Below are 25347 nucleotides of genomic sequence, written 5' to 3' on the forward strand. Positions count from 1 at the left end.
CGGCCTCAAGGTTTCGTCGTCTATCTGCCATTCGTTCTGCGCTAGCCGGCCGCCCCGGTTGGCCGGGCCCGTCTTTGGGCAGTCGTCGCTGGCGAACGCTTCACCCGGTCATCCGACGTTGTTGGCACTATCAAGGCGTGACCGGCGGCAATGGGTCAATCTGCACCGGTCGCGCGTCACAGAGCGGCGGCCCGGCCGAGTTCGGCCATGAAGGGACGTTCGACGTCTGTCCGCAGATTGGCGACAATGGCGACCACAACGTACAAGGCACGAGAGATCGAATGAGCGTGTTGATATTCAAGTGCTCGCAATTTTCGGAATGGCACGAGGGGGACCCTTACCCGATCACCAACGATTGGATGTCTGCTTGCGGGGAAGCTCGCCGGCCCCTCATGGTCTTAGTGAGGTGTCAGTCTACGCTGTCTCTCTTCCGTTGCGGTCATGATTGGAGCGCCGGCCGCGTCACCATAACAAGGAAAATCCATGGATCTCAGTTCGTTCAAGAAATTCGTCGATGCAAGTATCACTGCGCCGACCTCCGGGGCAAGCAAACACTGTGAGGCATTGCTCGGACAAATCCGTGCTTGTTTCACCCCGAAGGAAAGCGATATGGCGCGCGCCGACGTCAAAAATATCATCGACGACTTGGGGCTACGGTATCTTTGCGAACAGACGCCAGCCGATCCGTACCTTGGTGTCGCAGAAGCGTTATCCCAGGCGCTTCGTGAGCGGGGAATCTCGGCCGGCGAGACCAGCAATTGGGAACGTGCTATCGAACTTGCAGCGATGTACTCCTCCGGCACGGCACACATGCCTCCTGAACAAGTCTGGCGATCCAACGTGCGCGTGAACTGCCTGTCAGTGGCGATCAACGCTTTGCGGAAACTTGGATATAACATCGGTCTTCCGGCCACCGGCGGTGTGGACGTGCCAGAGCTCGAAACGAAGCGATTGGCTGCGGACATCGAACGCCAAGCGGCTTCGCTGGGTCATGCGCTGGCCCAAAGTGCGGCCGAGTGTATAAAAAACGAATACAGCGCCTTTTCTGGGCGATTCAAAGTGGGCAGACAAGGGCAAACGGTCCGACTTGATGCGAAGCCCGACCGGCCGTTCTCATATCTCTACCAGCTCGGGCTGCGCTACTTCGAGTTGCCTCCATCGGCCCCTATTCCCGCCGCAACTTTTACCCAGCTGGTCGATCTCGTTACCTGGGCAACGGCACTCTTGGATCTGTCGGTAGGAACCTTTGAGCTGATGTTCGCGAGGAACGAGGGCGTTATTCGGGTCATGCAAAAGTCGCTCATATACGACTCCGTATTCCTCTTGACTCAGGCTAAACCCGCTCATGCGCGTGAGTACCTTGAGTGGATGATGTCTCGCGATCAGCTCGCCAACCTTAAAGACAAACAAGGAAGAGCGTCATCGCAGATTCTTGCTGCGGCCAAGATGTTGCTCCGGGTTGGTCAGCGGGCGTGCGCCCCGGCTTACGTTCAGCCTTACCCGCACGATTTCATTCGGATTCCCGTTAAAGATGCCGCCATTATGGCGAATCTGGACCCCAACCTCGCCGCAGACTTGTTGCGCGAAGTATTCGCTCATCAGACAGGTGCCAATCAAGCACTGACGTTTCCCCCGGATGATAACGCGATAGATGCAGCATTTCGCCCGCTGCTCATGCACAACGGCATGTTCTTCATGCAGCCCGCGCCGATGGCGGCTCGCGCTACCGTGAACGCCGCACTGCAATGGTGTCGAGAAAACTCACCGAAGAAAGGCAACTTCGACGACAAGGTTCTCGGTCCGCTGTTCGAGATATTCGTTAGGGAAAAGCTCGCCCAGCATGGCGTTAACGTACTGCACGGCGACTACAAGGAAGGCCAATCGAATGGAGAATGTGATGCTGTCATCGAAGCTGAAAAAGAAGTCATCTTCTTTGAGTTAAAGAGCAAGATGCTGCGGCGTCAATCCCGTGCCGGCGATGATGTGGCCGCGTTGGCCGATCTTGCGCAGGCAGTTGTACGCCCCCAGGCGCAAGCCTTCGAGCGGCACGCCTTTCTTCGGGAACATGGGGCGATGACGCTGGTGAAAGAAGATCATTCGACAAAGACCATTATATTGGGTCAGCGTGAAGTTCTGAAACTCTCTATCACGCGCGGCGACCTTGGAAGTCTTCATGACCGCGCCTTCCTTCCCCGGTTCCTACAGACCGGATGCGTCTCTGAATTTGCTACCGTAGATCCGACGCGGCAGGCCGAGTTCAAGTCGTTGCACGAGTGGTTCCGCAAGCTCAAGGCAGCGGCAGCTCGTGCCGGAGAATCCATTTTTGACGTCCATCCGTTCTCGACATCATGGAGCCTATCTGTCTTTCATCTTCTCCTGTTGCTCGAACACACGCATGACAACGAGAGTTTTTCCCAAGAACTCCAACGAACACGACGCGTCATGACTCCGTTGATGGATTTTTACGCGGAGTATGAATACATGCTGCTTGTGCTAGATAAATACAGAAAACAGCAGGAACAGCAAACAGACTAAAGGAGGCGAGCTGGCTGCCTTGCTGTTCGCCATCGCGCACGGCGTGCTCGTCCGCCAAGGGCGATGCGCGCTTGCGGCCATGGCTGGCCGCGCCCTCTGACAGCCTGCGCTGCGCTTGTTCTGGCAACGGTGCCGAGCAATTTCGCCAGTGCAACTGGAGATCACCGTGCGCGCCTCGTCGCTGGCGATCAACGCATCCTGCTGCTGACCAACGGCCGCGAATCACTCCAGAACCCGGACTCCGCTCCGCCACCCCTGGTCTGGGTAGCAGGCCATCGGAGGACGCTGACATGCTGGTTTAGCTGTCGTTGCGAGTCTTTGTCGACAATCGCATGACGTGCGCGAATGGCGGGAAGGTCGTTTTGGAGGCTGCCAGATGACCGCTTCGGGTCGTTTGAAGTCGTTCGCGTCACCCCAGAACCGCCATTCGCGGTCGCGTACCACTGCTGACGCCGGGAAGAAGGTGCCCGCAAGATGGCGGAACCCACGCACAGGTCGCGCGCCGGCTGACCCCGTTCCTGATGTTGTGTTACCTCGGCGCGTATCTGGATCGCGTCAACGTCGGCTTCGCGAAACTGCAGATGCTCAACGACCTGCGCTTCAGCGAGACGGTCTACGGGATGGGCGCAGGCATCTTCTTCCTCGGCTATTTCCTGTTCGAGGTGCCGAGCAACCTGATCCTGCATCGTGTCGGAGCGCCGCTGGCTCGCGCGGATTATGCTGACGTGGGCGGTGATCTCGGCGAGTTTCGGGTTCGTCAAGTCGCCAACCGCGCTCTATGCGCTGCGATTTCTGCTCGGCGTCGCCGAAGCAGGTTTCGCGCCGGGCGTGATCCTGTATCTCACGTACTGGTTCCGGCGGCGCGGCGCGCGAAGGCGCTGTCGCTGTTCTTCGTGGCGATTCCGCTCGCCGGGATCATCGGCGGACCGCTGTCGGGGGCGATCATGCATTCGCTGCATGGCGCGATGTCGATGGCGGGATGGAAGTGGCTGTTCCTGCTCGAGGCACTGTCTTCTTCCGTGCTGGGCTTCGCGATCCTGCTGTATCTCGACGACGGCATTGCCGGCGCGAAATGGCTAATCGGTCCCGAAAAGGCCTTGCTGGCGCGCAACGTGCCGGCCGATGCCGAGCACACCACGGCCCACCTGTCGATTCGCACATTCGTCGTGGACCGGCGCCTTTGGCAAATGGCAGCGATCTGCTTCTGCGTCGTGCTCGGGCAGTACGGTCTCACGTTCTGGCTGCCGACGATCATTCGGAAGGCCGGCGTGGCCGACCAGCTGTGGGCCGGCCTGTTCGCCGAGATTCGGTATGCGTGCGCGATCGTCGCGCTGGTGCTGATCGGCATCAGCGCGGATCGTTGCCGCGAGGGCCGCTTCCATCTCGCGGTGCCGATGCTGGGGCCAGCCGGAACAGGGAGAACAGCCGCTCAACGGCTTGCTGCCTGAATTGCGGCGTCGCCATCTGCCCGATACCGACCACGCAGGCGGCGATTTCCGCGCGAACCTGGCGCCACCGGCTTTGCAGCGCGAAACGGCGCCGGCGTGAACGGCCGAACGGTGCACCGCGCTCAGCGTTCAGCGGTGCGCCGTTGCGCCATATCGCGTGATCAGATATCCATCGAAAAAATAACCATTTGGTACACGCATGTGCGCGCATTACAGTCTGGCCTCCTGCCGGCTGCGCCGCCGGTCGTTTCGACGTTATTTCAGAAATTCGCCACATGAATCGTTTGATGCGTTCCAGGGTCCGCCGTGCCGCGGCCGCGCTGTTCGTGTTCGGCCTCGTGTCGGCTTCCCATGCAGCCCAGCCGACGTTGCGCGTCGGCATCGATGCCGAGTCTTATCCGCCGTTCTTCTCGAAGGACGCGGCCGGCAAGTGGAAGGGCTGGGAAATCGACCTGCTCGATGCCGCGTGCGGCAAACTGAACGTGCGCTGCGAACTCACCGACATCGCGTGGGACGGCCTGATCCCGGCGTTGCAGAACCGCAAGATCGACGTGATCTGGTCGTCGATGACGATTACGGGCGAACGGCAGAAGGCGATCGATTTCAGCCGTGCATATTACGAGTCGCCGACGGTGTTCGTCGGCGCGAAAAGCGACCGGCGCCGCGTCGATTGCGCGGTGCCCGCGAGCTTCAAGGGCCGCGTGATCGGCGTCGAGGCCGGCACGAACTTCTCGGCGTTCCTCGATTCCCGCTTCAAGGCGGACGCGCAGATCAAGGCCTTCGACAAGTTCGACAACGCGCTCGCGGATCTGGTGTCCGGCCGGGTCGACTACGTGCAGGAAGGCAAGGGGCTGTTTACGGCATTCCTCGCGTCGCGCGACGGCAAGGACTTCGAGGTCAAGGCGACGTGCGCGGACAATCCGGTGCTGGGCCTCGGCATCGGCGCGGGCGTGCGCCAGGGCGATGCGCTGCGCGGCAAGCTGTCGACCGCGATCGCGCAACTGCAGCAGGACGGCACGTGGGATGCGATCACCGCGCGCTATCCGAACCTGAAGGGCACGATCGAGAAGGGCCGCTGACCCGATGGCCGCGGACGATTCGCTGCTCGCGTTGCTCGCATTCGGCGACGGCGGCTATGGCCGCGTGTTCGCGGGCGCGTTCGCACTGACGTTCGGCGTCGCGGCAGCGTCGTTCGGCGCCGGCGTGCTGCTCGGCATCGCCGGCGCGCTCGGCAAGCTGTCGCGCCACGCGCCGCTCGCATGGCTCGCGCGGCTTTACACGACGCTGGTGCGCGCGCTGCCCGAGCTGTTGTGCCTGCTGCTCGCGTTCTATGCGCTCGCGCCTGCCGTCGAGGCGGCGCTGCAGCGCGGCGGCCTGGTGCCCGACGGCTTCGCGTTCCCGCCGTTCCTCGTCGCGGCGCTGTCGCTCGGGTTCATCCAGGGTGCGTATCTGACCGACATCTTCCGCGCGGCGCTCGTCAACGTGCCGACCGGCCAGATCGAAGCCGCGCACGCGTTCGGGATGACGCCGTGGCAGACGTTCATGCGCATCCGGCTTCCGGCCGCCGCACGGCTCGCGTTGCCGGGCACGGGCAACGTGTGGCTGAACGCGACCAAGGATGCATCGTTCATCAGCGTGCTCGGCTCGTTCACGGATTTGCTGAAAGCGAGCCAGCTCGCGGCCGGCGCGACGCGCCACTACGTATTCTTCTATCTCGTCACGGCCGCGCTGTTCCTGCTGCTGAGCATCGCGTCGACGGGCCTCTTCGCGGCGCTCGAGCGCCACGCGAATCGTGGCACGAGGCGCGCAACCGCATGATCTTCTCGCTGCCATTCCTGCTCGACACGGTGATGCCGAAGCTGCTCGCCGCGGTGCCGACGACGCTCGCGCTGACGCTTGTGTCGGGCGCGGCCAGCGTGCTGCTGGGCGTGCCGCTCGCGCTCGCCGCCGGCGCGCGCCATGCGCCGCTGCGCTGGTCGTCGCGCGGCTGGCTCATGCTGATTCGCGGCACGCCGCTGCTCGTTCAGCTCTATTTGCTCTACTACGGATTCGGGCAGATCGTACCGCGCGAATGGATGCGCGACAGCTGGGCGTCGCCGCTGCTGCGCGACGCGTTCTGGTACGCGATCGTCGCGTTGAGCGTGAACGAGAGCGCGTACGTCGCGACGATCCTGCGCGGTGCGATCGCCGGCGTGCCGGCCGGCGAGATCGAAGCCGGGCACGCTTACGGCATGACGCGCGTGCAGGTGCTGCGCCGCATCGTCGGCCCGCGCGCGTGGCGGCTCGCGCTGCCCGCGCTCACCGGCGAGGCGATCCTGCTGCTGAAATCGACCGTCCTCGCGTCGACAGTGACGGTGTTCGACGTGATGGGAACGGCCAATACGCTGCGCTTCGAGACATTGCGCGTGTACGAGCCGCTGGTCGGCGCGGCTGTTGTCTATGTCGTGCTCGTCGCGCTGCTCACCATTCCGGCCGCTCGTCTCGAGAAGCATGTCAATCGCCATCTGACGCGCACCCCCGACGCTCGCGTCGCCGTACGCCGCCGCCGCGCGTCGCCGGACGCGTGGGCAGCCCCCAACTGATTCCTGTCCTGGTAACGAATCTGACGATGTCCGATCCTCGCCCCTTGCTGTTTTCCCTGTACGAACAAGCCAGCGTCGGCTGCGGCGGCGCGCCGAGCCTGTGGACCCATCCCGCCGACGAACGGCTGCGCGCGAATACGCTCGCGTTCTGGTCGGACCTCGCACGCACGGCCGAGCAAGCCGATCTCGACATGCTGTTCTTCGCGGACGTGCTCGGCCTGTACGACGTCTATGGCGGGTCGGCGGACGCGGCACTGCGATGGGCGGTCGAGTCGCCCGCGAACGATCCGATGATGCTGATTCCGGCACTCGTCGCGCAGACCGAGCGGCTCGCATTCGGCGTGACCGCGAGCACGACCTACGAGCATCCGTTCGCGCTCGCGCGCCGCTTCAGCACGCTCGATCACCTGAGCAACGGCCGGATCGGCTGGAACATCGTGACGTCCTACCTGACGAGCGCGGCGCGCAACTTCGGGCTCGACCGGATGATCGGCCACGATGAACGCTACGCGCGCGCGGAGGAATTCCTCGACGTCGTGTACAAGCTGTGGGAAGGGAGCTGGGCGGACGATGCAGTGGTCGCCGACAAGCAAGCGCCGCGCTATGCGCGCGGCGACCGCGTGCGGCCGATCGCGCACGAAGGCACGCACTATCGCGTGGAGGGGCCGCACGTCTGCGCGCCCTCGCCGCAGCGCTCGCCCGTGCTGATCCAGGCCGGCTGGTCCGGACGCGGGCGCGAATTCGCGGCGAAGCACGCGGAGGTGGTGTTCGTCGCGAAGTCGAATCCGCACGAGATTCGTGCGGGCCTCGACGAGATTCGCCGGCTTGCGACGGAGCGCGGCCGCGCGGCGGATGACGTGAAGTCGCTGACCGTGCTGCGGATCGTGACCGCGCGCTCGTCGAGCGATGCGAAGGAGAAGTACCATACGCTGCAGCAGCACTACCATCAGCACGCGCAACTCGTCAGCTATGCGGGCGACACCGGCATCGACATCGACCGCTATGCGGACGACGAACCGCTGACCACGCACACGGAAGGGCTCACGTCCTATGTGGTGCGGCCCGACGGCAGCGGCAAGCCGCTCACTGGCGGCGACGTGCGGCGCAAGTTCGCGAGCGTCACGCGCGGCACCGACCTGATCCTCGTCGGCTCGCCCAGCGAGGTCGCCGATCAGCTCGCCGAGCACGCGCGCCAGTCGACGACGAGCGGCTACATGCTCAATCCGCTGATCAGCCCGGGCACGCTCGACGATTTCGCGGAGCTCATCGTGCCGGAACTGAAAAAACGCGGCCTGTACCGCACGACGGCACCGGCCGGCACCTTCCGCTCTCGGCTTAGCGGCCGCGACCGCCTGCCGGAGACCGCGCATGGCGCGTCCTTCCGGCAATCCGCATCGGAATGACGGTGACGCGCCGGTCAAGACGGAACGACTATCAGCGGAGCGCGGAGCCGCTTCCGTGCCGTGTCGGGTTGCCATCGCGATCCGACGGGGCTTCGTAACGTGCGTTCAGGGAGTGGCTGCCAATTTCAGTTCGTGCCAGGTCCCCGCGCCGAAACGCAGCAGCCCGGTCTCACCAAATCGCCACAGATGAAGCCAGCCGTGGTCGACCAATTGCCGAACCGTCGAATGCTTGTCGATCACGCGTTCGATCGATGCGCGAGGTGCGTCGATGATCACGGTCAGGCGCAATGGCTCGTGTATCCAGCGCTGGCCATCATGCAGGGACTGTTTCGAAAGACCGATGCGCAAGTCGCCACTGTTGCCTTCAAAGACGCCGATATGCCCGCCTACGACGTTGTGAAGGACCTTGTTGCCACAGCCCATGTGCGCGGGATCGCATGTCGACGCGTGGTACTGCCAATTGATCCAGTGCGCGACCAGCATCGGTGCGGTCATCAATAGTTCGAGCAGGCTGCCGTCCGCGTCTTGCGTGAAATCGTAGTCGTGCAGGAAGCAGCGACCGTCGAGCACGGCGCCGCGGCTGCGCGTGCGTGGCGCGATGATGAACGCAGCATTGCCGGCCAGCCCCCACTCGGGGCGCGTCTGAGCGCCGTCGTTGGCTCGCTCGCGAAGGCAGTCCAGCAAGCGAACGGCGTCCATCCGCGGGTCGAGGCCGACGCGCACCGCTCGCTCGCGGCGCACCTGGTCGCTCGCGTGGCCGAAGACGGCCAGCATCCGCTCCCAGCGCGCGGCGGCGACGGGGCCCAGGAGGTCGAGGTCGAAGCCTTCGATTTCGTCGGTCGTGGTGTTGTGCAGCGCCGCGACGAACGTCGTGTCGTCGGGCACATGGATGCCCCGCTGCACGAGACCCGCGCGCACCACGCGATCGTTCAGCACCTGCGCAAGCACGCGTACGTTGACTTCCCCGCTTTGGCCGCAGCAGGCGCCGCAGTCGAGCGCCGCCGCATGCGCGTTGTTTGCGCTCTGGCTGGCATGTCCGACCAGGACGACCAGCGGGGCGAGCGATTGCGCGATGCCCATGCCATGCAGGATGCGCGCGGCCAGGTCGATCTTGGCCTGATCGTCGATGCCGACGAGTGCCGGACGGCAAATGGCCTTGTAGCGGGGCGGCAGGTCGGCGAGGTCATCGCGAACGCGCGGGTTGCGCGAGGGCTTCAGCCACTGTTGCAGCTTGCCCAGATAGCCGAGCCCGGCGGCCTCGACGAACGAGAAAGATGTGCCCGGCAGCCGGGTCGCGGCAGACGCCTGGTTCGACAATGCGAAGCGCAAGCGGCGCGCCGAGCTCGCAGCCGCGCTGATTGCTCCGCCGCCTTCGCTGGAAGTGGCCGATACGGCATCGGTGACTTCGAGCGACGGTGCGAGCAGGCCGGGAAGTTGCGGGCGGCGCGCCGACGTGGCGAGCGGCGTATAAGCGACCGGCAGGCCGAAGAATCCGGCGAAGCCGATCGTCTGGACCGCTGGCCAAATCGACTCAACGGCACGCCGCAACGGTTCGCTGCGAACGTCGATGCAGAACGCGGCCTGGACTTCGATCTCCTCGACCCGCGGTGCGGCATCCGGAGCCGTTCGCGGTTGACCGATCGAGCCGAGCTTGCCTGCCAGTTCGCGCTGGTAGCCGGCCTCGAAGGCCAGCTGCCACACCTCGTCGACCAGCAGCCGCGCGTGTGCGTCGGCCAGCAGTGCGGCCGAATCGCGCCAGTGGCCCTGCACGGCCGCGAACGCGCGGCGTGCCGCCGCATCGTCCTTGCAGTCGAGCAACAGCGCGCCCCACGCCAGCCGGATCGCGAGCAGATCGCGCAGGTGCTCGTCGGACTCGCCAGCCAACCGAGCCTGCCAGCCCAGGTACGCGCACCACGACGCCCAGCCGTTGACGGTCAGCAGCACGGCCTCCAGATAGTCGGGCCACACGGCTTCGGGCAGACCGAGTCGCTCGAGTACCCACGATTCGGCATCCTGACGCGTGGCGGGTAGCGCCCTGAGCGACTGACCGAGGCGCGGCAGGCCCATCAGCACGCCGATGCCGTGATCGTGTGCGATCGTGTCGCGCCAGAAGGCATAGAGGCTCCGGTCATGATGCGGCCGCCAGTCGGCCTGATGCTCGTCGAAGTAGGCCGCGCAGGTCTGGCTGACCTGGTGCGTGATCGCCTGGCGCCACGAAAGGCGTTCGTGGCGCAATGGGTCGTCGTCGAGCACATCGATCAGCAACGGCAGGCGGGGCAGGTTGAGCGGGCGCGTCAATGCGTCAATGCAGACGCGCTCGGTCAGGCCGGCCGCTCGTGCAGCTGGCAGGGCCTGCAACGCATATCGCAGATCCGCCGGCGCGATGCGCGCGGATTCCCATGCCGAACGGATCTGATCCCGCGAGGGGAACACCTTGATGTCGGCCAGCACGGCCATCCGCGCGGCAATTTCCCGGACGGGACGGCCGATGCGCTCCCAGTGTGGATTGACGGCGATGGCGCGATCGAGCGGCCAGGCCGGCGCAATCGAGCGGCATGCCGCGTCGCATGCCGCGTCGATCCGCTCGCGCGGATACCTGCAGCGGGCGTCGGCAGCGGGGTGCGCGGGACGGGCGGCATCGTTCGCCCGGGGCGCTGCATCGCGCTTCGCGCGTTGTTCGAGTGTTGCAGTGCGCATGTGATTCTCCGGATCAGCGGCTCATCGTTCGGTGAGGCCGGGCGACGTGACCGCACCCGGTCGCGGCGCGTGGGCCGCATCGTGCGGCGCCCAGCGGGCCGGCCAGACGCGCAACGCGAAGCGCGTGTAGAACTCGTCCACATAGAATCCCGCGTAGCTCCATCGCCGCCACGTCGCGAAGCGGTGCGGGCAGCCTTGCAGCGCCGCCAGGCCGACATAGAGCAGTGCCATGCCCGCGAGCGCGACCGGGCCCGCAACGTGGAACGGCGCATCAGCGACGCCGAGCGGGAGATGGTGCGCCAGCGTCGCCACCGCCGTATAGCCTGCGATCAGCGCGGTGCCGAAGCATAGGTGCGTCCACACGCGGGCGGGCTCACCATTTTCGGCAACCGGAATCCATAGCAGCGGCGCCCATGCAAGCGCGAGCACGCCGCTCCACCACCACGGCCAGCTTCCAGCCGGCACCAGTGTCTGCACGAGCATGACGACGATCAGGCTCGCGGCCGGCGCGAGCACCAGGCTCGGGAGCGCTGCATTATGGCGGCCGCGCATGATCTGCAGTCGCGTGTTCTGCACCGCCGACGACGCGGAAAGAAACGTGTGCGCCTTGTAGAGCGAATGGCCGATCAGATGCAGCGCAGCCAGCTGATACAGACCGAGGCCGCACTCGAGCACCATGAAGCCCATCTGCGCAACGGTGGACCATGCCAGACGCACCTTGATGCTGATGCGCGTGAGCATGACGAAGCCGGCCAGGAACGTGGTGCCGAGGCCGAATCCGACGAGCAGCCAGCGCGCGGCCGGCGCCACTGCAAGCAGCGGTGCGAAGCGCATCAGCAGGTAGCCGGCAAGATTGACGACGCCGGCATGCAGCAGCGCAGAGACCGGGGTCGGCGCTTCCATCACCTGAATCAACCAGCCATGGACCGGGAACAGCGCGGTGCGCAGGACGATCGCGAGCACCAGGCAGACAGCACTGGCCTGCAACGGTGTCGACGCGCCGTGGGCCGCAATGTGTTCCCGAAGCGCGGCGAACGTGCCGCCGCCGACCTCCGCCCATGCCAGGCCAGCGGCCGAGAGCAGCAACAAATCGGCCAAGCGGTCGACGATCTGCTTCTTGTGGGCTGCCAGTCGCGCAAACGGACGGTCCCGGTAAAAGCACAGCAGATCGCGCAGCGACACGCCGACGCCGGCCCATGCCGCGATCAGCAGCAGCCAGTGCCCGGACAGCAGAAGCACGTGCACCGACGCGAGCACGCCGGCGAATGCGGCGGCATAACGCGGCTGCCCCGGTTCGCCGTGCAGATAGCGCCCGGAGAACACGGCAATCACGGTCCCGAGCAGCTGCACCAGCGCGGCCATCCACGCGGCGAGCGGGGTTACTTCGATCCACGCCGTCCACGCGCCGTCATGCGCGTTGGCTGCGAGCGGCGGGGCCGTCGCCAGCACGACCGGCTGGATCAGCGCAACCAGCAACGCGATCGCCGCGAGCCGATGGAACGGTTTCCACACGGCGCGGCTGTCATCGGGGCGAGACCCGAGCAGCGCGGCGGCTGTCGACATCAGCGCCGCGGGCGCCAATGCGCAGACGAATAAAACGACGTGGGTGACGGGCATGGCAAACATCTCGCGAAACAATGCGCGGAATGATGTTCGATGCCGATTATTCTGTAAAATATATTCTTTAGAACGAAAGCATAGATAAAAGAGAACGATGCAGATCGAACATCTGAACTTTCATCACCTCTTCTACTTCTGGCGAGTGGCCCGAACCGGCCATCTGACGCAGGCGGCAGGCGAGCTTCATATCTCTCAGTCGGCTCTTTCCGCGCAGATCAGGCAGCTGGAGGACCGGCTGGGCGAGGCGCTGTTCGAGCGCGAAAAGCGGCGGTTGATCCTGACGGACACGGGCCGCATGGTCTTCACGTATGCGGAAAACATTTTCGGCCTGGGGCAGGAAATGCTCGGCAGGCTGCAGGGACGCTCGGAAGGCATGCTGCGATTGCGCGTCGGCAGCGTCGCAACGGTCTCGCGCAACTATCAGGAAAACTGGATCCGTCCGCTTCTGAGCGATCCCGGCGTGACGCTCACGCTTGAGACGGGCATGCTCGACGGCCTCATCGAGCGACTGCTGCAGCATCAGCTGGACATCGTGCTGGCGAACGAGCCGCTGCCTTCCGACCCCGACCGACCGCTCCATTGCAGCTTTCTTGGCAGTCAGGCCATCTCGCTGGTGGGGCCTGCGAGCGTCTGGCGCGGCCGCAGCTTGCGCGTGCCGGACGACCTGGGCGGCGTCGACGTTGCATTGCCGGGAGCGCGGCACGCGCTGCGGGCCCGCTTCGATGCGTTGTGCGCGTCGGCAGGTGTGAAGCCGCGGGTCAGGGCCGAGGTCGACGACATGGCGATGCTGCGACTTATCGCGCGGGACAGTGGGTGGCTGACAGTGCTGCCGGAAGTGGTTGTGCAAGACGAGTTGCGGCAGGGTGTGCTCGTCAGCGTAGGACAAACGCCGGAACTTCAGGAGCACTTCTACGCGATTACCACGCCGCATCGGCATCGGATCGAACGCCTCGAGCAATTGCTGGCCGGTGTAACGCTCTCGAAGATGGAGGCGTCCGGCAGGAGTCCTGCGTCGTGATCGAGCGTCAATGACGGTCCTCGCATCTCGCCCATTCAAACGAGATATCTAAGCACACCTACACAGCGCTCGACCCGCTCAGAAAGCGCAATACCGCCCAGTTGAACGCGCCGGCACGGTCGAGATTTGCATGATGTCCGCCTTCGGGAAGTGTTTCGAAGCGGGCGCCCGGAATCATGGCCGCGAGCCGTTGCCCTTCGGTTGCCGGAAAAATGCTGCCATCTTCGCTTTGCAACACGAGCGTTTCGCTGCGTATGAGATTCAGTCGTCTCCTGACGTCGTAGTTCGCGATCCCGATGCAAAGGCGGGCGAGCTGCGCGGAATCGGTCGTTGCCGCACGAGCATGGCCGATTTGATACGCGATTTCACCGTCTTCCGATTGAGCGAATTCGGCGCTCACCATCTGGGGCCACATTTCCTCGAACCACCGGGTTGCGTCATCGTCGCGCGCGAAACCGCATTTCCACAACTCGAAGCGGCGGACGAAATCGTCGTCGACGAGGTTCGAGAAGCCGTTGCAGACGACCAGCTTGCCGACGCGGGCGGGTGCATCGAGAGCGATCGTCAAGGCGATCGCGCTACCGAGCGAGATGCCGACGAGGGCGGCACTTTCGAGGCCAAGATGATCCAGGAGAAACTGCACGCCGCCGGCAAGTTCCCTCACGTCAAGCGTGCGCTGCGGATACGACGACGCACCGTGCCCCGGCAGATCCGGAACGATCACGCGATAACCCGCTTGACGGAGAAACGGCATTTGCCGTGCCCATGCGAGACCGCAGCTACCCAGATCGTGAATCAATATGATCGGTTGGCCGCTGCCGACGTCCGCATAATAAAGATCGTGATCACTGAATGATAGTTTTGCCATCTGCCTGCTCCACTGCTGCCCCGACGTGTGCTTCCGAACTATCTTAATATTGAGATATATTGGCTGCAAGTTGAGCAACCAAGCCCCCATCGAATGCGAGGATATTCATGATGGTTCCTGGCCCGGAAGATCACGTTGACCTCGTCGTCGCGCAGTGGCGCGACGAGCGACCTGAACTCGATGTGGCATCGATGGAGGTGTTCGGACGTTTGGCGCGACTGGCAAAGCATTGCGAGCGGGCGCGGACCGAAGCGTTGGCGCCGTTTGGTTTCAAGGAGGGCGAATTCGACGTTCTGGCCACGCTTCGCCGGGCGGGCGCACCGTACGAACTGTCGCCCACGCAGCTATACCGATCCCTGATGCTTTCGTCGGGCGCGATCACCAACCGTCTGATGCGGCTCGAGCAGGCCGGCCTCGTCGAGCGAATTCCAAATCCGCAAGACGGAAGGGGAATGGCCGTGCGATTGACTCGCGAGGGGCTCGCGCTGATCGACAGGGCGGTGAATGTACACGTCGACACGCTGAATCTGTTGCTCGGCGGGCTGAATCGGGACGACCGCACGACACTTGCGTCGCTCCTGAAGCGTGCGCTTCTCGCGCTACCGGGCGAAGCGCTCGTGCCTGACGGCGCAGGGAGGGAGCGCGGGGAGCGGGTGTGACATACCGAAGGTCGATGAGTTTAAGATAAAGACCGAAAAAATGATGCCGGCGACAACAATAACGATAAGGAAATATCGTGCTTAACAGTAATGTATTGCGCCAACTCGATCTTCAGGACGTGATGGTATTTCTGTGTCTGTACGAACATAAAAGTGCGCGCCGCACCGCCGAAGTCCTGAGCATCAGCCAGCCGACAGTCAGCTATTGCCTGAAACGCTTGCGCAATTGCTTTCACGACGTGCTCTTCGACGTCGATCGCGGCAGCCTCGTCGCGACGGCCAAGGCCGAGGCTATCGAGCCGTATTTGCGAAACGTGATCGACGCGGTGAACCACTGCGCCGACATGGATGACGACCAGGTGGCCGCCACGTCGCGCCGCGTGATGCGCGTATGCGCGCCGGAGTACTTCGAGCTGCTGCTGTTGCCGGGAGTGCTCGAGTCGTTCATGAAGCGCGGCCGTGAAACCTCGCTGATCGTCGATCGCCTCGGCCGCGAGCTGCCGGTAGAACGGCTGCTTGCCGGAGAACTCGATTTCGCGATCGGCTTCGGGCCCGGCTACCATCGGCTGCATCCCGACCTGCAATGGGAGTCGGTGCTCTCCGACACCTTCGTGTGTCTGACCGCGTCGCGCAAGCTCGCACAGTCGACGCGCGTCTCGCTCGACGAATTCTGCGACATGGAGCACGTGTTCCCGACGCCGTGGGTATCCGAGCGCAACATGATCGACGGCTGGCTCGAAAAGCTCGGCCGCTCGCGCAGTATCGTCGCGCGCGCCAACACGTATCAGGCCTGCCTGAACATCGTCGCGCGGCTGCCGGTCGCGCTGACGCTGCCGCGGCGCCTGATCCAGCATCTGTCGATTCCGGCGAACGTACAGATCTGCGAAGTGCCGCTCGGCTTCCCGACCTTCACGCTGGACGTGATCTGGTCGACGCCGATGGAAAAGAATCCCGACATCCGCACCATGCGCAGCCTCTTCAAGGATCTCGCGAGCGCCAACGCGTTCGAGCCGGCGGAATTGCCGCGCGCGTAGCCGCGATCGAGCCGCACCGTCCGGCGATCGGTGCGGTTTATTGCCAGTGCGGAACCAAAGCCGGGCTTCCTTTCAGTCGCCTGAACAAATTCACATCCACCATTTAATTTTTAAAACGGTGCGCCCTGCCGTGTCGGTAGATTAGTCAGTGTTCGACGAGGCCGTGATTCGAACACAAAACTAACCATACTGAGAGGCAACCATGATGGATGTTGTTGATGTAGTCGCTGCGAGGGTTCAACACAAACCGTTACCGCGTTTCGGCTTCGAGTTGATCGAAAGCCTCGAGGCCGGTCAAAAGGCGATCGACCTGGTCGATACCGATCAGTTGTACCAGCAACTCGCCCATTCGGGTGTCGTGATCTTTCGCAATTTCGCCGATACGCTCGACGATTTCAACCGCTTCGTCAGCCAGCATTCGGCGCGCGTCACGTTCGATCCGGCGCGCAAGACCTCGACGGAAAACACCGCCGAAATCGATGCCGGCGAGCTCGAAATGGGCCTGCACCGTGAAAACGGCAACCTGCCGTTCACGCCTGACCTGCAATGGTTCTACTGCCTCGAGCCGGCTCGCGTCGGCTCCGAAACGACGATCTGCGACGGGCAGCGCGTGCTGCAGGAACTGACGCCGGCCGTGCGCCGTCTGTTCGAGCAACGCCAGATCAAGTATTCGCGCCGCATTCCCTGGCCGAACGTGCAACGCTTCCTGAGCGTCGAACTCCAGCTGCCGTTGCACGAAGTGAACGACTCGCATCTCGAGGTCGTCAACCAGCGCGTTCGCGGCCAGCACTATCGCCGGCTCGACGAGTTTCTCGTGTCGTCCGAACGTGTGACCGATGCGATCACCGTCAGCTGCTTCTCCGGCCGTCGCGCGTTCTGCAACTCGCTGCTCGGGCCGAGCGTGAACTACGAGCCGCCGCTGATCACGTGGGCCGACGGTAGCGACATCGATTTCGAGGTGTGGGACGAGATCAAGGACGTGACCGCCCGCTATACGTACGACCTGTTCTGGAACAAGGGCGACATCGTCGTGATCGACAACAGTCGCGTGATGCACGGCCGCCGCCGCCTCGCGGACACGGGACGCCGCATCTTCGGTGCGCAAAGCTATCGCAAGGGAGCCATCGCATGATCAGCGCACTTGTCGAACGTCATTTCGCCGAAGCGCCGAACCGCATCGTCGTGCGGGAGATGGACGGCCGTGAATACTCGCTCGACCAACTGCGCGCCGACGTCGCGCGGATCGGCGGCAAGCTGGAGGAGGTGTACGGCGATTGCAGCGGTCTCGTGTTCGGTATTGCCGCACGCTCCAGCTACACGTGGGTGGCGACGATGCTCGCGATCTTGCGCGTGAAGGCGGTGCTGCTGCCGGTGCCGATCGAGTTTTCCGACGAGCAGATCGGCAGCCTGCTGCACAAGGCCACCGCGATCTTCGCGCAGGATGCGCAAACGGCCGCACGTATCGGTTCGATCCTGCCGGGCATCTCGTGCATCAACGCCGCGAGCGACGAATGGCCCGCAGCGGGCGGGCCCACCGGGGAGCGGATCGAGCCGGGCATCTGCGGGATCATCCATACGTCCGGTACGACGTCGAAGCCGAAGGGCGTGAAGATCCGCGACGAGGCGGTCGGGCTGCTCGTGACGAACGTGCTGAAGCGCGTGCCGGCCGGCCCGCTCGATTACCTGTCGATCGTGCCGATGAGCCTGCTGATCGAACAGGTCCTCGGCGTGTTCCTGCCGGTGCTGTCGGGCGGCTCGCTGACGCTGATGCCCGCGCACTACGCGGAGTACGGCGCACGCAGCGGCAATGCGCGCGAATACCTGGACCTGATCGCCCGCGTCGATCCGAACTTCCTGTACTTGCCGCCGAAGCTGCTCGAGGAGGCCGATACCCTGCTGGGGTCGATCGGTACGACGCAACTGTTCGGCCGCCGCAATCCGCATATCATCACGGGCGGCGCGAAGATTCCGGCCACCGTGCTCGAATCGTTGGACAAGCGCGGCGTGCAGGTGTACGAAGCGTACGGTCTCAGCGAGAACAGCTCGATCATCTCGCTGAACTATCCGGGGCAGCGCCGCATCGGTTCCGCCGGGACGTTCCTCGACGGGATCGAGCCGGTGATCGTCGACGGCGAGCTGCGCGTGCGCACACCGACGCTCTGCGCGGGCTACTACAACTCGGACGATACGTCGTGCGAGCTCACCGACGGCTACCTGCATACCGGCGACCTCGCCGAGATCGTCGATGGCTTCCTGTACATCACCGGCCGCAAGAAGCACGTGATCATCCTGTCGACGGCGCGCAACATCTCGCCGGAGTGGGTGGAGACGGTTTACAAGGAAAGCGCGCTGATCGACGACATCGTGGTGTTCGGCGAAGGGCGCGAAGAGCCGGCGGCGATCGTGCTGTCCACGCACGACGAAGCGGCGGTGCGCGACGAGATGGCGCGGCTCGAACCGCGGCTCGCGGATTTCGCGCGGGTGCGGCGCGTCCGGGTCGTGACCGACATCGAGCGCTTCCGTACGGATTACTACACGGTCACCGGGCGGCCGCGCCGCCAGCTGATCGAGCGTGACCACGCGGCGTCGCTTTACTGACCGGGGAGCCGAACGTGCAGATCGTACGGACCTTTCACCCGGGCCAGGACGCCTATCGCGAGATTCAGCTCGCGGTCTCGCAGCACTACTATCAGGCGCACGGCGCGCGTCCGGAGCCTCGCCCGGACCAGTTCTGGTGTCTGACCGACCGCAACAGAACCTTGCCCGGATACGCGTGCCTGGGGCTCAGCTGGGGCGACAGCGCGCGGCTGTTCTCGGAGCATTACCTCGACGAATCGCTGACGAGCCTGTATGGGCTGTCGCGTGCGGAGCTGATCGAGCTCGGGCAGTTCTCGTCGTTCGGCCAGAAGGGCGCCGGGCGCTACCTGATGGCGAGCGTGTTCCGCACACTGGCGCAGCACCACTATCGGTACGTGCTGATGACCGCGACGGAGCGGGTGCGCTACATCGTGCAGTCGTTGCAAATCGCCTATGACGATCTGGGCCGCGCGTGCGTGAGCCGGGTGCGTGACCGGCATGTCGACTGGGGCACGTACTACGACAACTCGCCGCGCGTCATCATGGTGAGGATCGACGACATGGCTAGACGCAACGATTTGCCGATGTGGAGCCCGCTCGCCGATCCGCCCTCGGCCCGCATGCCGCCGAGGCAGGTCGAATGCACCGCCAACGGTCATTGATCCCGACAGGCCGCACGCACTCGCGTCGGCCTGTCCCGTCATTTCAGGAACGTCCCCATGTCCAACTCAAACAGATATGAAAACTTCCTCGTGTTCCTGGCGCCGCTGATCAATAGCGTCGGCGGGATCGCGATCGATCTCTATGCGCCGAGCATCCCGGCCATCGGTCGCGAACTCGACGTCATGCCGAGCATGATGCAGAACACGATCACGATCACGCTCGTGTTCTATGCGATCGGCCAGCTCGGGTTCGGCATACTGGCCGATTGGTGGGGCAGACGCCCGTCGATACTCTTCGGCCTCGTGCTGTTCATCGCCGGCAGTGCGCTGGCGGTCGTCGCGCCTTCGTTCGAGGTGCTGATGGCGGGACGCGCGATTCAGGGCTTCGCGATCGGCTCATGCCAGGTCGTCGCGCGCGCCGTGCTGGTCGACCGGCTGAAGGGCGACCGCTTCCGCGTCGCGATCGTCTACCTCAGCCTGGCGTTCGGGCTGGGCCCCGTGATCGCGCCGTATGTGGGCGGACACGTGCAGGAGTGGGCCGGCTGGCGCTGGAACTTCGTCGTGTATTGCGGCTACGGGCTCGTCGTGCTGTCGTTTGCGTTCGCGGGCCTGCGCGAGACGCTGCGGCCGGAGTTGCGCCGCACGCCGCGGCAAACCATTGCGGGCTATCGCGAGATCCTGTCTGATCCGCACTTCCAGTCGGCTGTCGCGATGCTCGGGATGAGCTTCTCGGCGTTCCTGATGTGGAACGTGATCGGGCCGTACATCGTGCAAATCCGCCTCGGGCATTCCGCGGCCTACTTCGGCTCGACCGCGCTCGGCGTCGGCTTGTGCTACCTCGGCGGCACGACGCTGAACCGGAGCCTGATCCGCCGCTACAGCGGCGAGCAGCTCATGCGCGGCGGCATCGCGACCTTTGCGCTCGGGGTGGCCTGCGTGGCGTCGAGCGGCGTCGAGCTGAACCTGGTGACCGCCCTCGGCGGAATCATGCTGATCGCGTTTGCGCAGGGCTTCATCTTCTCCAACGCGATGGCGCGCTCGATGGCGCTGTTCCCGGGCCGCGCCGGTGCCGCAGCCAGTCTGCAAGGGTGCCTGATGCTGGCGCTCGGCTCCATCGTGTCGGGGGTCGTCAGCGCGCTGCCCATGGAGACGAACGCGACGATTGCGATCATGTTCGCATGTCTGCTGGGCGTGACCATGATCGGCTTCCGGCACCTGCATCGCCGGCATCCGCAGGTGGCGCGATGAAGGCCGCCGTCGCGCTCGCGCTGCGGCTCGTACTCGGCGCGTTCTGGAGCTGGGCGGGCTTGACGAAGATCGTCGGGCACTTCGACGCAGGCCCCTTTCTGACGGCTGCTGTCTCGCGATCCGCGGCAGCGCCCGAAGCCGTGCGGCTCGCGCTGACCAGCGCGATCGTGCACGTCGCGCTTCCGCACGTCGTCGCGGTGAACCTGTTCGTGCCCTGGCTCGAACTGGCTGCGGGGCTGTCGATCCTGCTCGGCATCGCGATCGCGTGGGGTATTGCAGGCGCGGCGGCGATGTCGGTGCTGTTCCTCATGTGCGGGGCGGTCGGCACCAATCCGTTGTTGCTGTTCGGCGCCGTCCTGTTGGCCGTGTCACACCCGTATGCGCGCGCATGGACCCTTCATGCGCCGCGAGCGCCTGCCACCACCATCTGAACTGGTGGCGGGCGTTGCTTTGCCGCTTGTCTCGTTCGTCGGGGCAAGCGGCTTTTTTTGTGTCGGGCATGCGAAAAATTTAAACAGGGATTCGAAAAGTTGACGTCCCGGGGGCGGCGGTTCCACCCAAACTGATGTCATGACTGATTCATTGAGGAGATATCGGTGAGACGCTCTGTGTTCCTTGCCGCAGGCGCGTTGGTCGTCCTGTCCGGCACATTGTTCCTGTGGCGCACGGAACGTGTATCGGCCGCCGATCGGCCCGCGTCGCCACCGGCGCCGTTGCCGGTCGAAACCATCGTCGTGAAGGCGCAGGCCGAGGCGCCGACGCTCGAGGCGGTCGGCTCGCTCGAAGCGGTACGGCAGGTGACCATCGCGCCGGAGGTCGCGGGCCGCGTCGTCGACATCCGGTTCGTCGCGGGCTCGCGCGTGAGCGCCGGGCAAACGCTCGTGCAACTGTACGATGCACCCGAGCAGGCGAAGCTCGCGGGCTTGCAGGCGAAGGCCGACTATACGCGCCGGCAGTTCGACCGCGCCGTGCAGCTCGTGCCGAACGGCGCCGAGCCGAAGGCGACATTCGACGCACGCCGCTACGAATTCGACGCCGCGCGCGCCGACATCCGCGAGACGCAAGCGGTCATCACGCAAAAGCTGATCCGCGCGCCGTTTTCCGGCGTGATCGGCTTGCGCCGCGTGAACCTCGGGCAGTACCTGAATCCGGGCGACCCGATCGCGACGCTGACCGATCTCGGTGTGTTGTACGCGAACTTCACGGTGCCGCAGAAGGAGTTGAGCCGCGTATCGCTCGGCCAGACGGTGCGCGTGACGACGGATGCGTATCCGGGGCAGACCTTCGAAGGCCACGTAACGGCGATCGAGCCGCAGGTTGGCGACGACACCCGCAACATCACCGTGCAGGCCACGGTGACCAATACCGGCCAGTTGCTGCGCCCCGGCATGTATATCGACGCGCATCTGGCGCTGCCTGGCCGCGACGCGGTGATCAGCGTGCCGGATACCGCCGTGCAGACCTCCCAGGCGGGCGATACCGTGGTGGTGGTCGAGCAGCGCGACGGGCGCGGCGTCGGCGTTGCACGCGTGCGCCAGGTGCGTGCCGGCGCGCGCGAGCGTGGCCGCATCGTCATCGAAGACGGGCTGCGCGCCGGCGACGTGGTCGTGACGACCGGCCAGTTGCGCGTCGCGCCTGGCGCGAAAGTGCAGGCGCTGGCCGATGCAGGCACACAACGGGAGACGGTACGATGAGCCAGACGACGCAAGGCGCGCGTTTCACCGACATCTTCGTGCGGCGGCCGGTGCTGTCGATCGTCTGCAGCCTGCTGATCCTGCTGGTGGGCCTGCGCTCGCTCGGTGCGCTGCCGGTGCGCCAGTACCCGATGCTGGAGAGCGCGACGATCAGCGTCGAGACGGCCTATCCCGGTGCGTCGCAGGCGTTGATGCAGGGCTTCGTGACGACGCCGATCGCACAGTCGATCGCGACCGCGGACGGCATCGAGTATTTGACCTCCACGTCCACGCAGGGCAAGAGCGTCGTGAAGGCGCGGCTGCGCCTGAATGCGAACGCCGATCGCGCGATGACGGAAATCATGGCGAAGGTGCAGGAGGTCAAGTACAAGATGCCCGAAGGCGCGTACGACTCCGTGATCACCAAGCTGACCGACGCGCCGACGGCCGTGATGTATCTGGGCTTCTCGAGCGATACGTTGTCGATCCCCGAGATCACCGATTACGTGGTGCGCGTGGCGCAGCCGCTGGTCACCACGGTGCCGGGCGTCGCGTCCGCTGAGATCGTCGGCGGGCAGAATCTCGCGATGCGCGTCTGGCTCGATGCGTCCCGGCTCGCCGCGCACGGGCTGTCGGCCGGCGATGTCGCGGCCGCGCTGAAGGCGAACAACGTACAGGCTGCGCCGGGCCAGTTGAAGGGCGCGCTGACTGTCGCCGACATTTCCGCGAACACCGACCTGACCGATGTCGGCGCGTTCGGCAACCTCGTCGTGAAATCGGACGCGAACGGCAGTTTCGTGCGCTTGCGCGACGTCGCGACGATCGAGCTGGGCGGCCAGCAATACAACGCGAGCGCGCTGATGAACGGGCGCCGCGCGGTCAACATCGCGATCAACGCGACGCCGTCGGGCAACCCGCTCGACATCGTGCGCGGCGTACAGGCGCTGCTGCCGACGATGGAGCGCAGCAAACCGGCCAGCATCACGATCGGCGACGTGTTCGACGTCGCGCGCTTCGTCAATGCGTCGATCGACGAGGTGCGCGAGACGATCATCGAGGCGATCGCCATTGTCGTGGTCGTCATCTTCCTGTTCCTCGGCTCGTTCCGCGCGGTCGTGATCCCGGTCGTGACGATTCCGCTCGCACTCGTCGGTTCCGCCGCGCTGATGCTGGCCGCGGGCTTTTCGCTGAACCTGCTCACGTTGCTCGCGATGGTGCTGGCGATCGGGCTCGTCGTGGACGACGCGATCGTCGTCGTCGAGAACATTCACCGGCACATCGAATCCGGCGAGCCGCCCGCGCGTGCGGCGCTGCTCGGCGCGCGCGAGATCGCGTCGCCGGTGATCGTGATGACCATCACGCTCGTTGCGGTGTATGCGCCGATCGGGCTGATGGGCGGGCTGACCGGCTCGCTGTTCCGCGAGTTCGCGTTCACGCTCGCAGGGGCGGTGTGCGTGTCAGCCGTCATCGCTTTGACGCTGTCGCCCATGCTGAGCTCGCTGCTGCTCGACAGCCGGATGTCGGAGGGCCGGGTCGCGCGGGCCATCGAACACACGCTCTCGCGCGTCACGCACGGGTACCGGCGCCTGCTGCACGCGAGCCTCGGCGCGCGGCCGGCGGTGCTGGTGTTCGGAGCGGGCGTTCTGCTGGGCATCGGCCTGCTGTTCAGCGGCGTGAAGCGCGAACTGGCGCCGCAGGAGGACCAGGGCTCGATCATGCTGCAGGTGAAGGCGCCGCAGTACGCGAATCTGGACTACCTCGAACGCTACGCGCCGCAGATCGAGAAGGTGTTCCGCTCGCTGCCGGAAGCGGATACCAGCTTCGTGTTGAACGGTGTCGGCGGGGCGAACCTCGGTTTCGCCGGCGTGAACCTCGTCGACTGGTCGAAGCGCACGCGCAGTGCGGCCGACCTGCAGGCGCGGGTGCAGGCGGGCGCGAACGCGATCGGCGGCGACCAGGTGTTCACGTTCCTGCTGCCGTCGCTGCCCGCGTCGAGCGGCGGCCTGCCGATCCAGATGGTGCTGCGCGCGCCCGCCGATTTCAACGGCATCTTCGCGACGATGGAAAAATTGAAGGCCGCCGCATCGAAGAGCGGACTGTTCGCGGTGGTCGACAGCGATCTGACCTTCGACAGCCGCGCGGTCGGCATAACGATCGACCGTAACCAGGCGAACGCGCTCGGCGTGACGATGAAGGACATCGCAGATACGCTCGCGGTGCTCGTGGGCGAGAACTACGTGAACCGCTTCGATCACAACGGCCGCTCGTACGACGTGATTCCTCAGGTCGCGCGCGCGGAGCGCCTGTCGTCGGACATGCTGAACCGCTACTACGTGAAGACGCGCGGCGGCAAGATGGTGGCGCTGTCTACCGTCGTGCGCGTGTCGAACGGCAGCCAGGCGAACGCGCTCACGCAGTTCAACCAGTTGAACTCGGCGACCCTGTCGGCGGTGGCCGCGCCGGGCGTGACGATGGGGCAAGCGGTCGAGTTTCTGCAGAAACAGCCGCTGCCGGCCGGCTACGAGATCGACTGGCTCGGCGAATCGCGGCAATACGTGCAGGAAGGCAATCGGCTGACGGTCACGTTCGTGTTCGCGCTCGTCGTGATCTTTCTGGTGCTCGCCGCGCAGTTCGAGAGCCTGCGGGATCCGCTCGTGATCCTCGTGTCGGTGCCGCTGTCGGTGTGCGGCGCGTTGGTGCCTCTGTACCTCGGCTTCGCGACGCTGAACATCTATACGCAGATCGGGCTCGTGACGCTGATCGGCCTGATTTCCAAGCATGGGATCCTGATGGTGAGCTTCGCGAACGAGCTGCAACGCACGCAGCATCTCGACCGGCGCGCGGCGATCGAGCACGCGGCCTCGGTACGGCTGCGGCCTATTCTCATGACGACGGCCGCGATGGTTGCCGGCCTCGTCCCGCTGATTTTCGCGCGCGGCGCGGGCGCGGCCAGCCGCTTCGCGATCGGGATCACGGTCTCGACCGGCATGCTGGTCGGTACGCTGTTCACGCTGTTCGTGCTGCCGACCGTGTACACGCTGATCGCGAAGCGCCATCGCGAGGCGGCGGAAAGCGAGCGCGCCCGCGTGCTGGAGACCGTATGAAAGTGCAATCTGAAACGCGTGCCGCGACGGGACGCAACGAGGGCAACATGAATGGATTTCGCATGGCGGCCGCTGCGGCGTTCGCGCTGTTCGTCACGGGCTGCACGCTGGCGCCGCATTACACGCGGCCCGACGCGCCCGTCGCGCAGGCGTACCCGGCCGGCGGCGTCTATGCGACGCAGCCGGGCGCTGCCGGCGCGCGCAGCGCGAACGGCCAGG

At 64.9% G+C, this 25347-nt stretch carries 18 protein-coding genes and 2 pseudogenes; 17 read left to right on the plus strand and 3 right to left on the minus strand.

The genetic code is table 11. The annotated features are described in order from the left end of the window. Window positions 1-483 precede the first annotated feature (483 nt). From HW466_RS29240 to HW466_RS29265, 6 genes and pseudogenes are all read left to right on the plus strand, one after another. A complete protein-coding gene (locus tag HW466_RS29240) occupies window positions 484-2535 on the plus strand; it encodes a hypothetical protein (RefSeq protein ID WP_151005474.1) in 2052 nt (683 codons plus the stop codon). A 425-nt stretch (window positions 2536-2960) separates the two neighbouring features. After that, window positions 2961-3935, plus strand: a pseudogene (locus tag HW466_RS29245) (MFS transporter); the annotation flags it as partial. A gap of 323 nt (window positions 3936-4258) precedes the next feature. Beyond that, window positions 4259-5062 carry a transporter substrate-binding domain-containing protein gene (locus HW466_RS29250; RefSeq protein ID WP_151005476.1) on the plus strand — a complete coding sequence of 268 codons (804 nt, stop codon included), beginning with the start codon at window positions 4259-4261 and terminating at the stop codon, window positions 5060-5062. Window positions 5063-5066: 4 nt separating this feature from the next. After that, window positions 5067-5801, plus strand: a complete 735-nt coding sequence (locus HW466_RS29255) for an ABC transporter permease (RefSeq protein WP_059807924.1) — start codon at window positions 5067-5069, stop codon at window positions 5799-5801. Further along, window positions 5798-6565, plus strand: a complete 768-nt coding sequence (locus HW466_RS29260) for an ABC transporter permease subunit (protein WP_059771911.1) — start codon at window positions 5798-5800, stop codon at window positions 6563-6565. The genes HW466_RS29255 and HW466_RS29260 overlap by 4 nt, the downstream gene beginning before the upstream one ends. Window positions 6566-6591: 26 nt before the next feature. After that, the gene (locus HW466_RS29265) at window positions 6592-7968 is read left to right on the plus strand and encodes an LLM class flavin-dependent oxidoreductase (RefSeq protein WP_151004408.1); all 1377 of its coding nucleotides are present in this window, start codon (window positions 6592-6594) and stop codon (window positions 7966-7968) included. A 105-nt stretch (window positions 7969-8073) separates the two neighbouring features. On the opposite strand, the gene HW466_RS29270 is transcribed toward HW466_RS29265, so the two are convergent. Together HW466_RS29270 and HW466_RS29275 are read right to left on the minus strand one after the other, a co-directional pair. Then, window positions 8074-10665, minus strand: a complete 2592-nt coding sequence (locus HW466_RS29270) for a YbcC family protein (protein ID WP_151004406.1) — start codon at window positions 10663-10665, stop codon at window positions 8074-8076. A gap of 21 nt (window positions 10666-10686) precedes the next feature. Beyond that, entirely contained in the window at window positions 10687-12291 is a 1605-nt protein-coding gene (locus HW466_RS29275; protein WP_420908230.1) for an NADH-quinone oxidoreductase subunit L, read from the minus strand. Between the two features lie 88 nt (window positions 12292-12379). Between HW466_RS29275 and HW466_RS29280 the strand changes: the two genes are divergently transcribed. Continuing rightward, window positions 12380-13303: a LysR family transcriptional regulator gene (locus HW466_RS29280; RefSeq protein WP_059540549.1), complete on the plus strand. Its 924-nt coding sequence runs from the start codon at window positions 12380-12382 to the stop codon at window positions 13301-13303. A 58-nt stretch (window positions 13304-13361) separates the two neighbouring features. Here the strand turns inward: HW466_RS29280 and HW466_RS29285 are convergent, their stop codons facing one another. Then, entirely contained in the window at window positions 13362-14171 is an 810-nt protein-coding gene (locus HW466_RS29285; protein WP_059771917.1) for an alpha/beta fold hydrolase, read from the minus strand. 107 nt (window positions 14172-14278) lie between these two features. On the opposite strand from HW466_RS29285, the gene HW466_RS29290 reads away from it, so the two are divergent. The 10 genes and pseudogenes from HW466_RS29290 to HW466_RS29335 all read left to right on the plus strand — a co-directional run. Then, a complete protein-coding gene (locus tag HW466_RS29290) occupies window positions 14279-14830 on the plus strand; it encodes a MarR family winged helix-turn-helix transcriptional regulator (protein ID WP_151004402.1) in 552 nt (183 codons plus the stop codon). Window positions 14831-14907: 77 nt separating this feature from the next. Continuing rightward, window positions 14908-15864 carry a LysR family transcriptional regulator gene (locus HW466_RS29295; RefSeq protein WP_059450100.1) on the plus strand — a complete coding sequence of 319 codons (957 nt, stop codon included), beginning with the start codon at window positions 14908-14910 and terminating at the stop codon, window positions 15862-15864. A gap of 205 nt (window positions 15865-16069) precedes the next feature. Continuing rightward, window positions 16070-16996: a TauD/TfdA family dioxygenase gene (locus HW466_RS29300; RefSeq protein ID WP_330745877.1), complete on the plus strand. Its 927-nt coding sequence runs from the start codon at window positions 16070-16072 to the stop codon at window positions 16994-16996. Then, entirely contained in the window at window positions 16993-18462 is a 1470-nt protein-coding gene (locus HW466_RS29305) for an AMP-binding protein (RefSeq protein WP_151004400.1), read from the plus strand. The genes HW466_RS29300 and HW466_RS29305 overlap by 4 nt, the downstream gene beginning before the upstream one ends. 14 nt (window positions 18463-18476) lie before the next feature. Continuing rightward, window positions 18477-19103, plus strand: coding sequence for a thermostable hemolysin (locus HW466_RS29310; RefSeq protein WP_059450097.1), 627 nt, complete (start codon window positions 18477-18479; stop codon window positions 19101-19103). 57 nt (window positions 19104-19160) lie between these two features. Next, window positions 19161-20351: a multidrug effflux MFS transporter gene (locus HW466_RS29315; protein WP_059506221.1), complete on the plus strand. Its 1191-nt coding sequence runs from the start codon at window positions 19161-19163 to the stop codon at window positions 20349-20351. Continuing rightward, window positions 20348-20782: a DoxX family protein gene (locus HW466_RS29320; protein ID WP_151004398.1), complete on the plus strand. Its 435-nt coding sequence runs from the start codon at window positions 20348-20350 to the stop codon at window positions 20780-20782. The genes HW466_RS29315 and HW466_RS29320 overlap by 4 nt, the downstream gene beginning before the upstream one ends. 159 nt (window positions 20783-20941) lie before the next feature. Further along, window positions 20942-22045 carry an efflux RND transporter periplasmic adaptor subunit gene (locus tag HW466_RS29325; RefSeq protein WP_174906000.1) on the plus strand — a complete coding sequence of 368 codons (1104 nt, stop codon included), beginning with the start codon at window positions 20942-20944 and terminating at the stop codon, window positions 22043-22045. Further along, window positions 22042-25128 carry an efflux RND transporter permease subunit gene (locus tag HW466_RS29330; RefSeq protein ID WP_151006515.1) on the plus strand — a complete coding sequence of 1029 codons (3087 nt, stop codon included), beginning with the start codon at window positions 22042-22044 and terminating at the stop codon, window positions 25126-25128. Before HW466_RS29325 ends, HW466_RS29330 begins: the two co-directional genes overlap by 4 nt. A 47-nt stretch (window positions 25129-25175) precedes the next feature. After that, a pseudogene (locus tag HW466_RS29335) lies at window positions 25176-25347 on the plus strand (multidrug transporter); the annotation flags it as partial.

The organism is Burkholderia territorii, from assembly GCF_902833055.1.
Lineage (GTDB): Bacteria > Pseudomonadota > Gammaproteobacteria > Burkholderiales > Burkholderiaceae > Burkholderia > Burkholderia territorii.

Coding starts and splice junctions, on each gene's coding strand:
- HW466_RS29270 (WP_151004406.1), bottom strand. CDS start 10,665: ATGCGCACTGCAACACTCGAACAACGCGCGAAGCGCGATGCAGCGCCC.
- HW466_RS29320 (WP_151004398.1), top strand. CDS start 20,348: ATGAAGGCCGCCGTCGCGCTCGCGCTGCGGCTCGTACTCGGCGCGTTC.
- HW466_RS29305 (WP_151004400.1), top strand. CDS start 16,993: ATGATCAGCGCACTTGTCGAACGTCATTTCGCCGAAGCGCCGAACCGC.
- HW466_RS29260 (WP_059771911.1), top strand. CDS start 5,798: ATGATCTTCTCGCTGCCATTCCTGCTCGACACGGTGATGCCGAAGCTG.
- HW466_RS29315 (WP_059506221.1), top strand. CDS start 19,161: ATGTCCAACTCAAACAGATATGAAAACTTCCTCGTGTTCCTGGCGCCG.
- HW466_RS29290 (WP_151004402.1), top strand. CDS start 14,279: ATGATGGTTCCTGGCCCGGAAGATCACGTTGACCTCGTCGTCGCGCAG.
- HW466_RS29275 (WP_420908230.1), bottom strand. CDS start 12,291: ATGTTTGCCATGCCCGTCACCCACGTCGTTTTATTCGTCTGCGCATTG.
- HW466_RS29250 (WP_151005476.1), top strand. CDS start 4,259: ATGAATCGTTTGATGCGTTCCAGGGTCCGCCGTGCCGCGGCCGCGCTG.
- HW466_RS29285 (WP_059771917.1), bottom strand. CDS start 14,171: ATGGCAAAACTATCATTCAGTGATCACGATCTTTATTATGCGGACGTC.
- HW466_RS29265 (WP_151004408.1), top strand. CDS start 6,592: ATGTCCGATCCTCGCCCCTTGCTGTTTTCCCTGTACGAACAAGCCAGC.
- HW466_RS29330 (WP_151006515.1), top strand. CDS start 22,042: ATGAGCCAGACGACGCAAGGCGCGCGTTTCACCGACATCTTCGTGCGG.
- HW466_RS29300 (WP_330745877.1), top strand. CDS start 16,070: ATGGATGTTGTTGATGTAGTCGCTGCGAGGGTTCAACACAAACCGTTA.
- HW466_RS29255 (WP_059807924.1), top strand. CDS start 5,067: ATGGCCGCGGACGATTCGCTGCTCGCGTTGCTCGCATTCGGCGACGGC.
- HW466_RS29240 (WP_151005474.1), top strand. CDS start 484: ATGGATCTCAGTTCGTTCAAGAAATTCGTCGATGCAAGTATCACTGCG.
- HW466_RS29280 (WP_059540549.1), top strand. CDS start 12,380: ATGCAGATCGAACATCTGAACTTTCATCACCTCTTCTACTTCTGGCGA.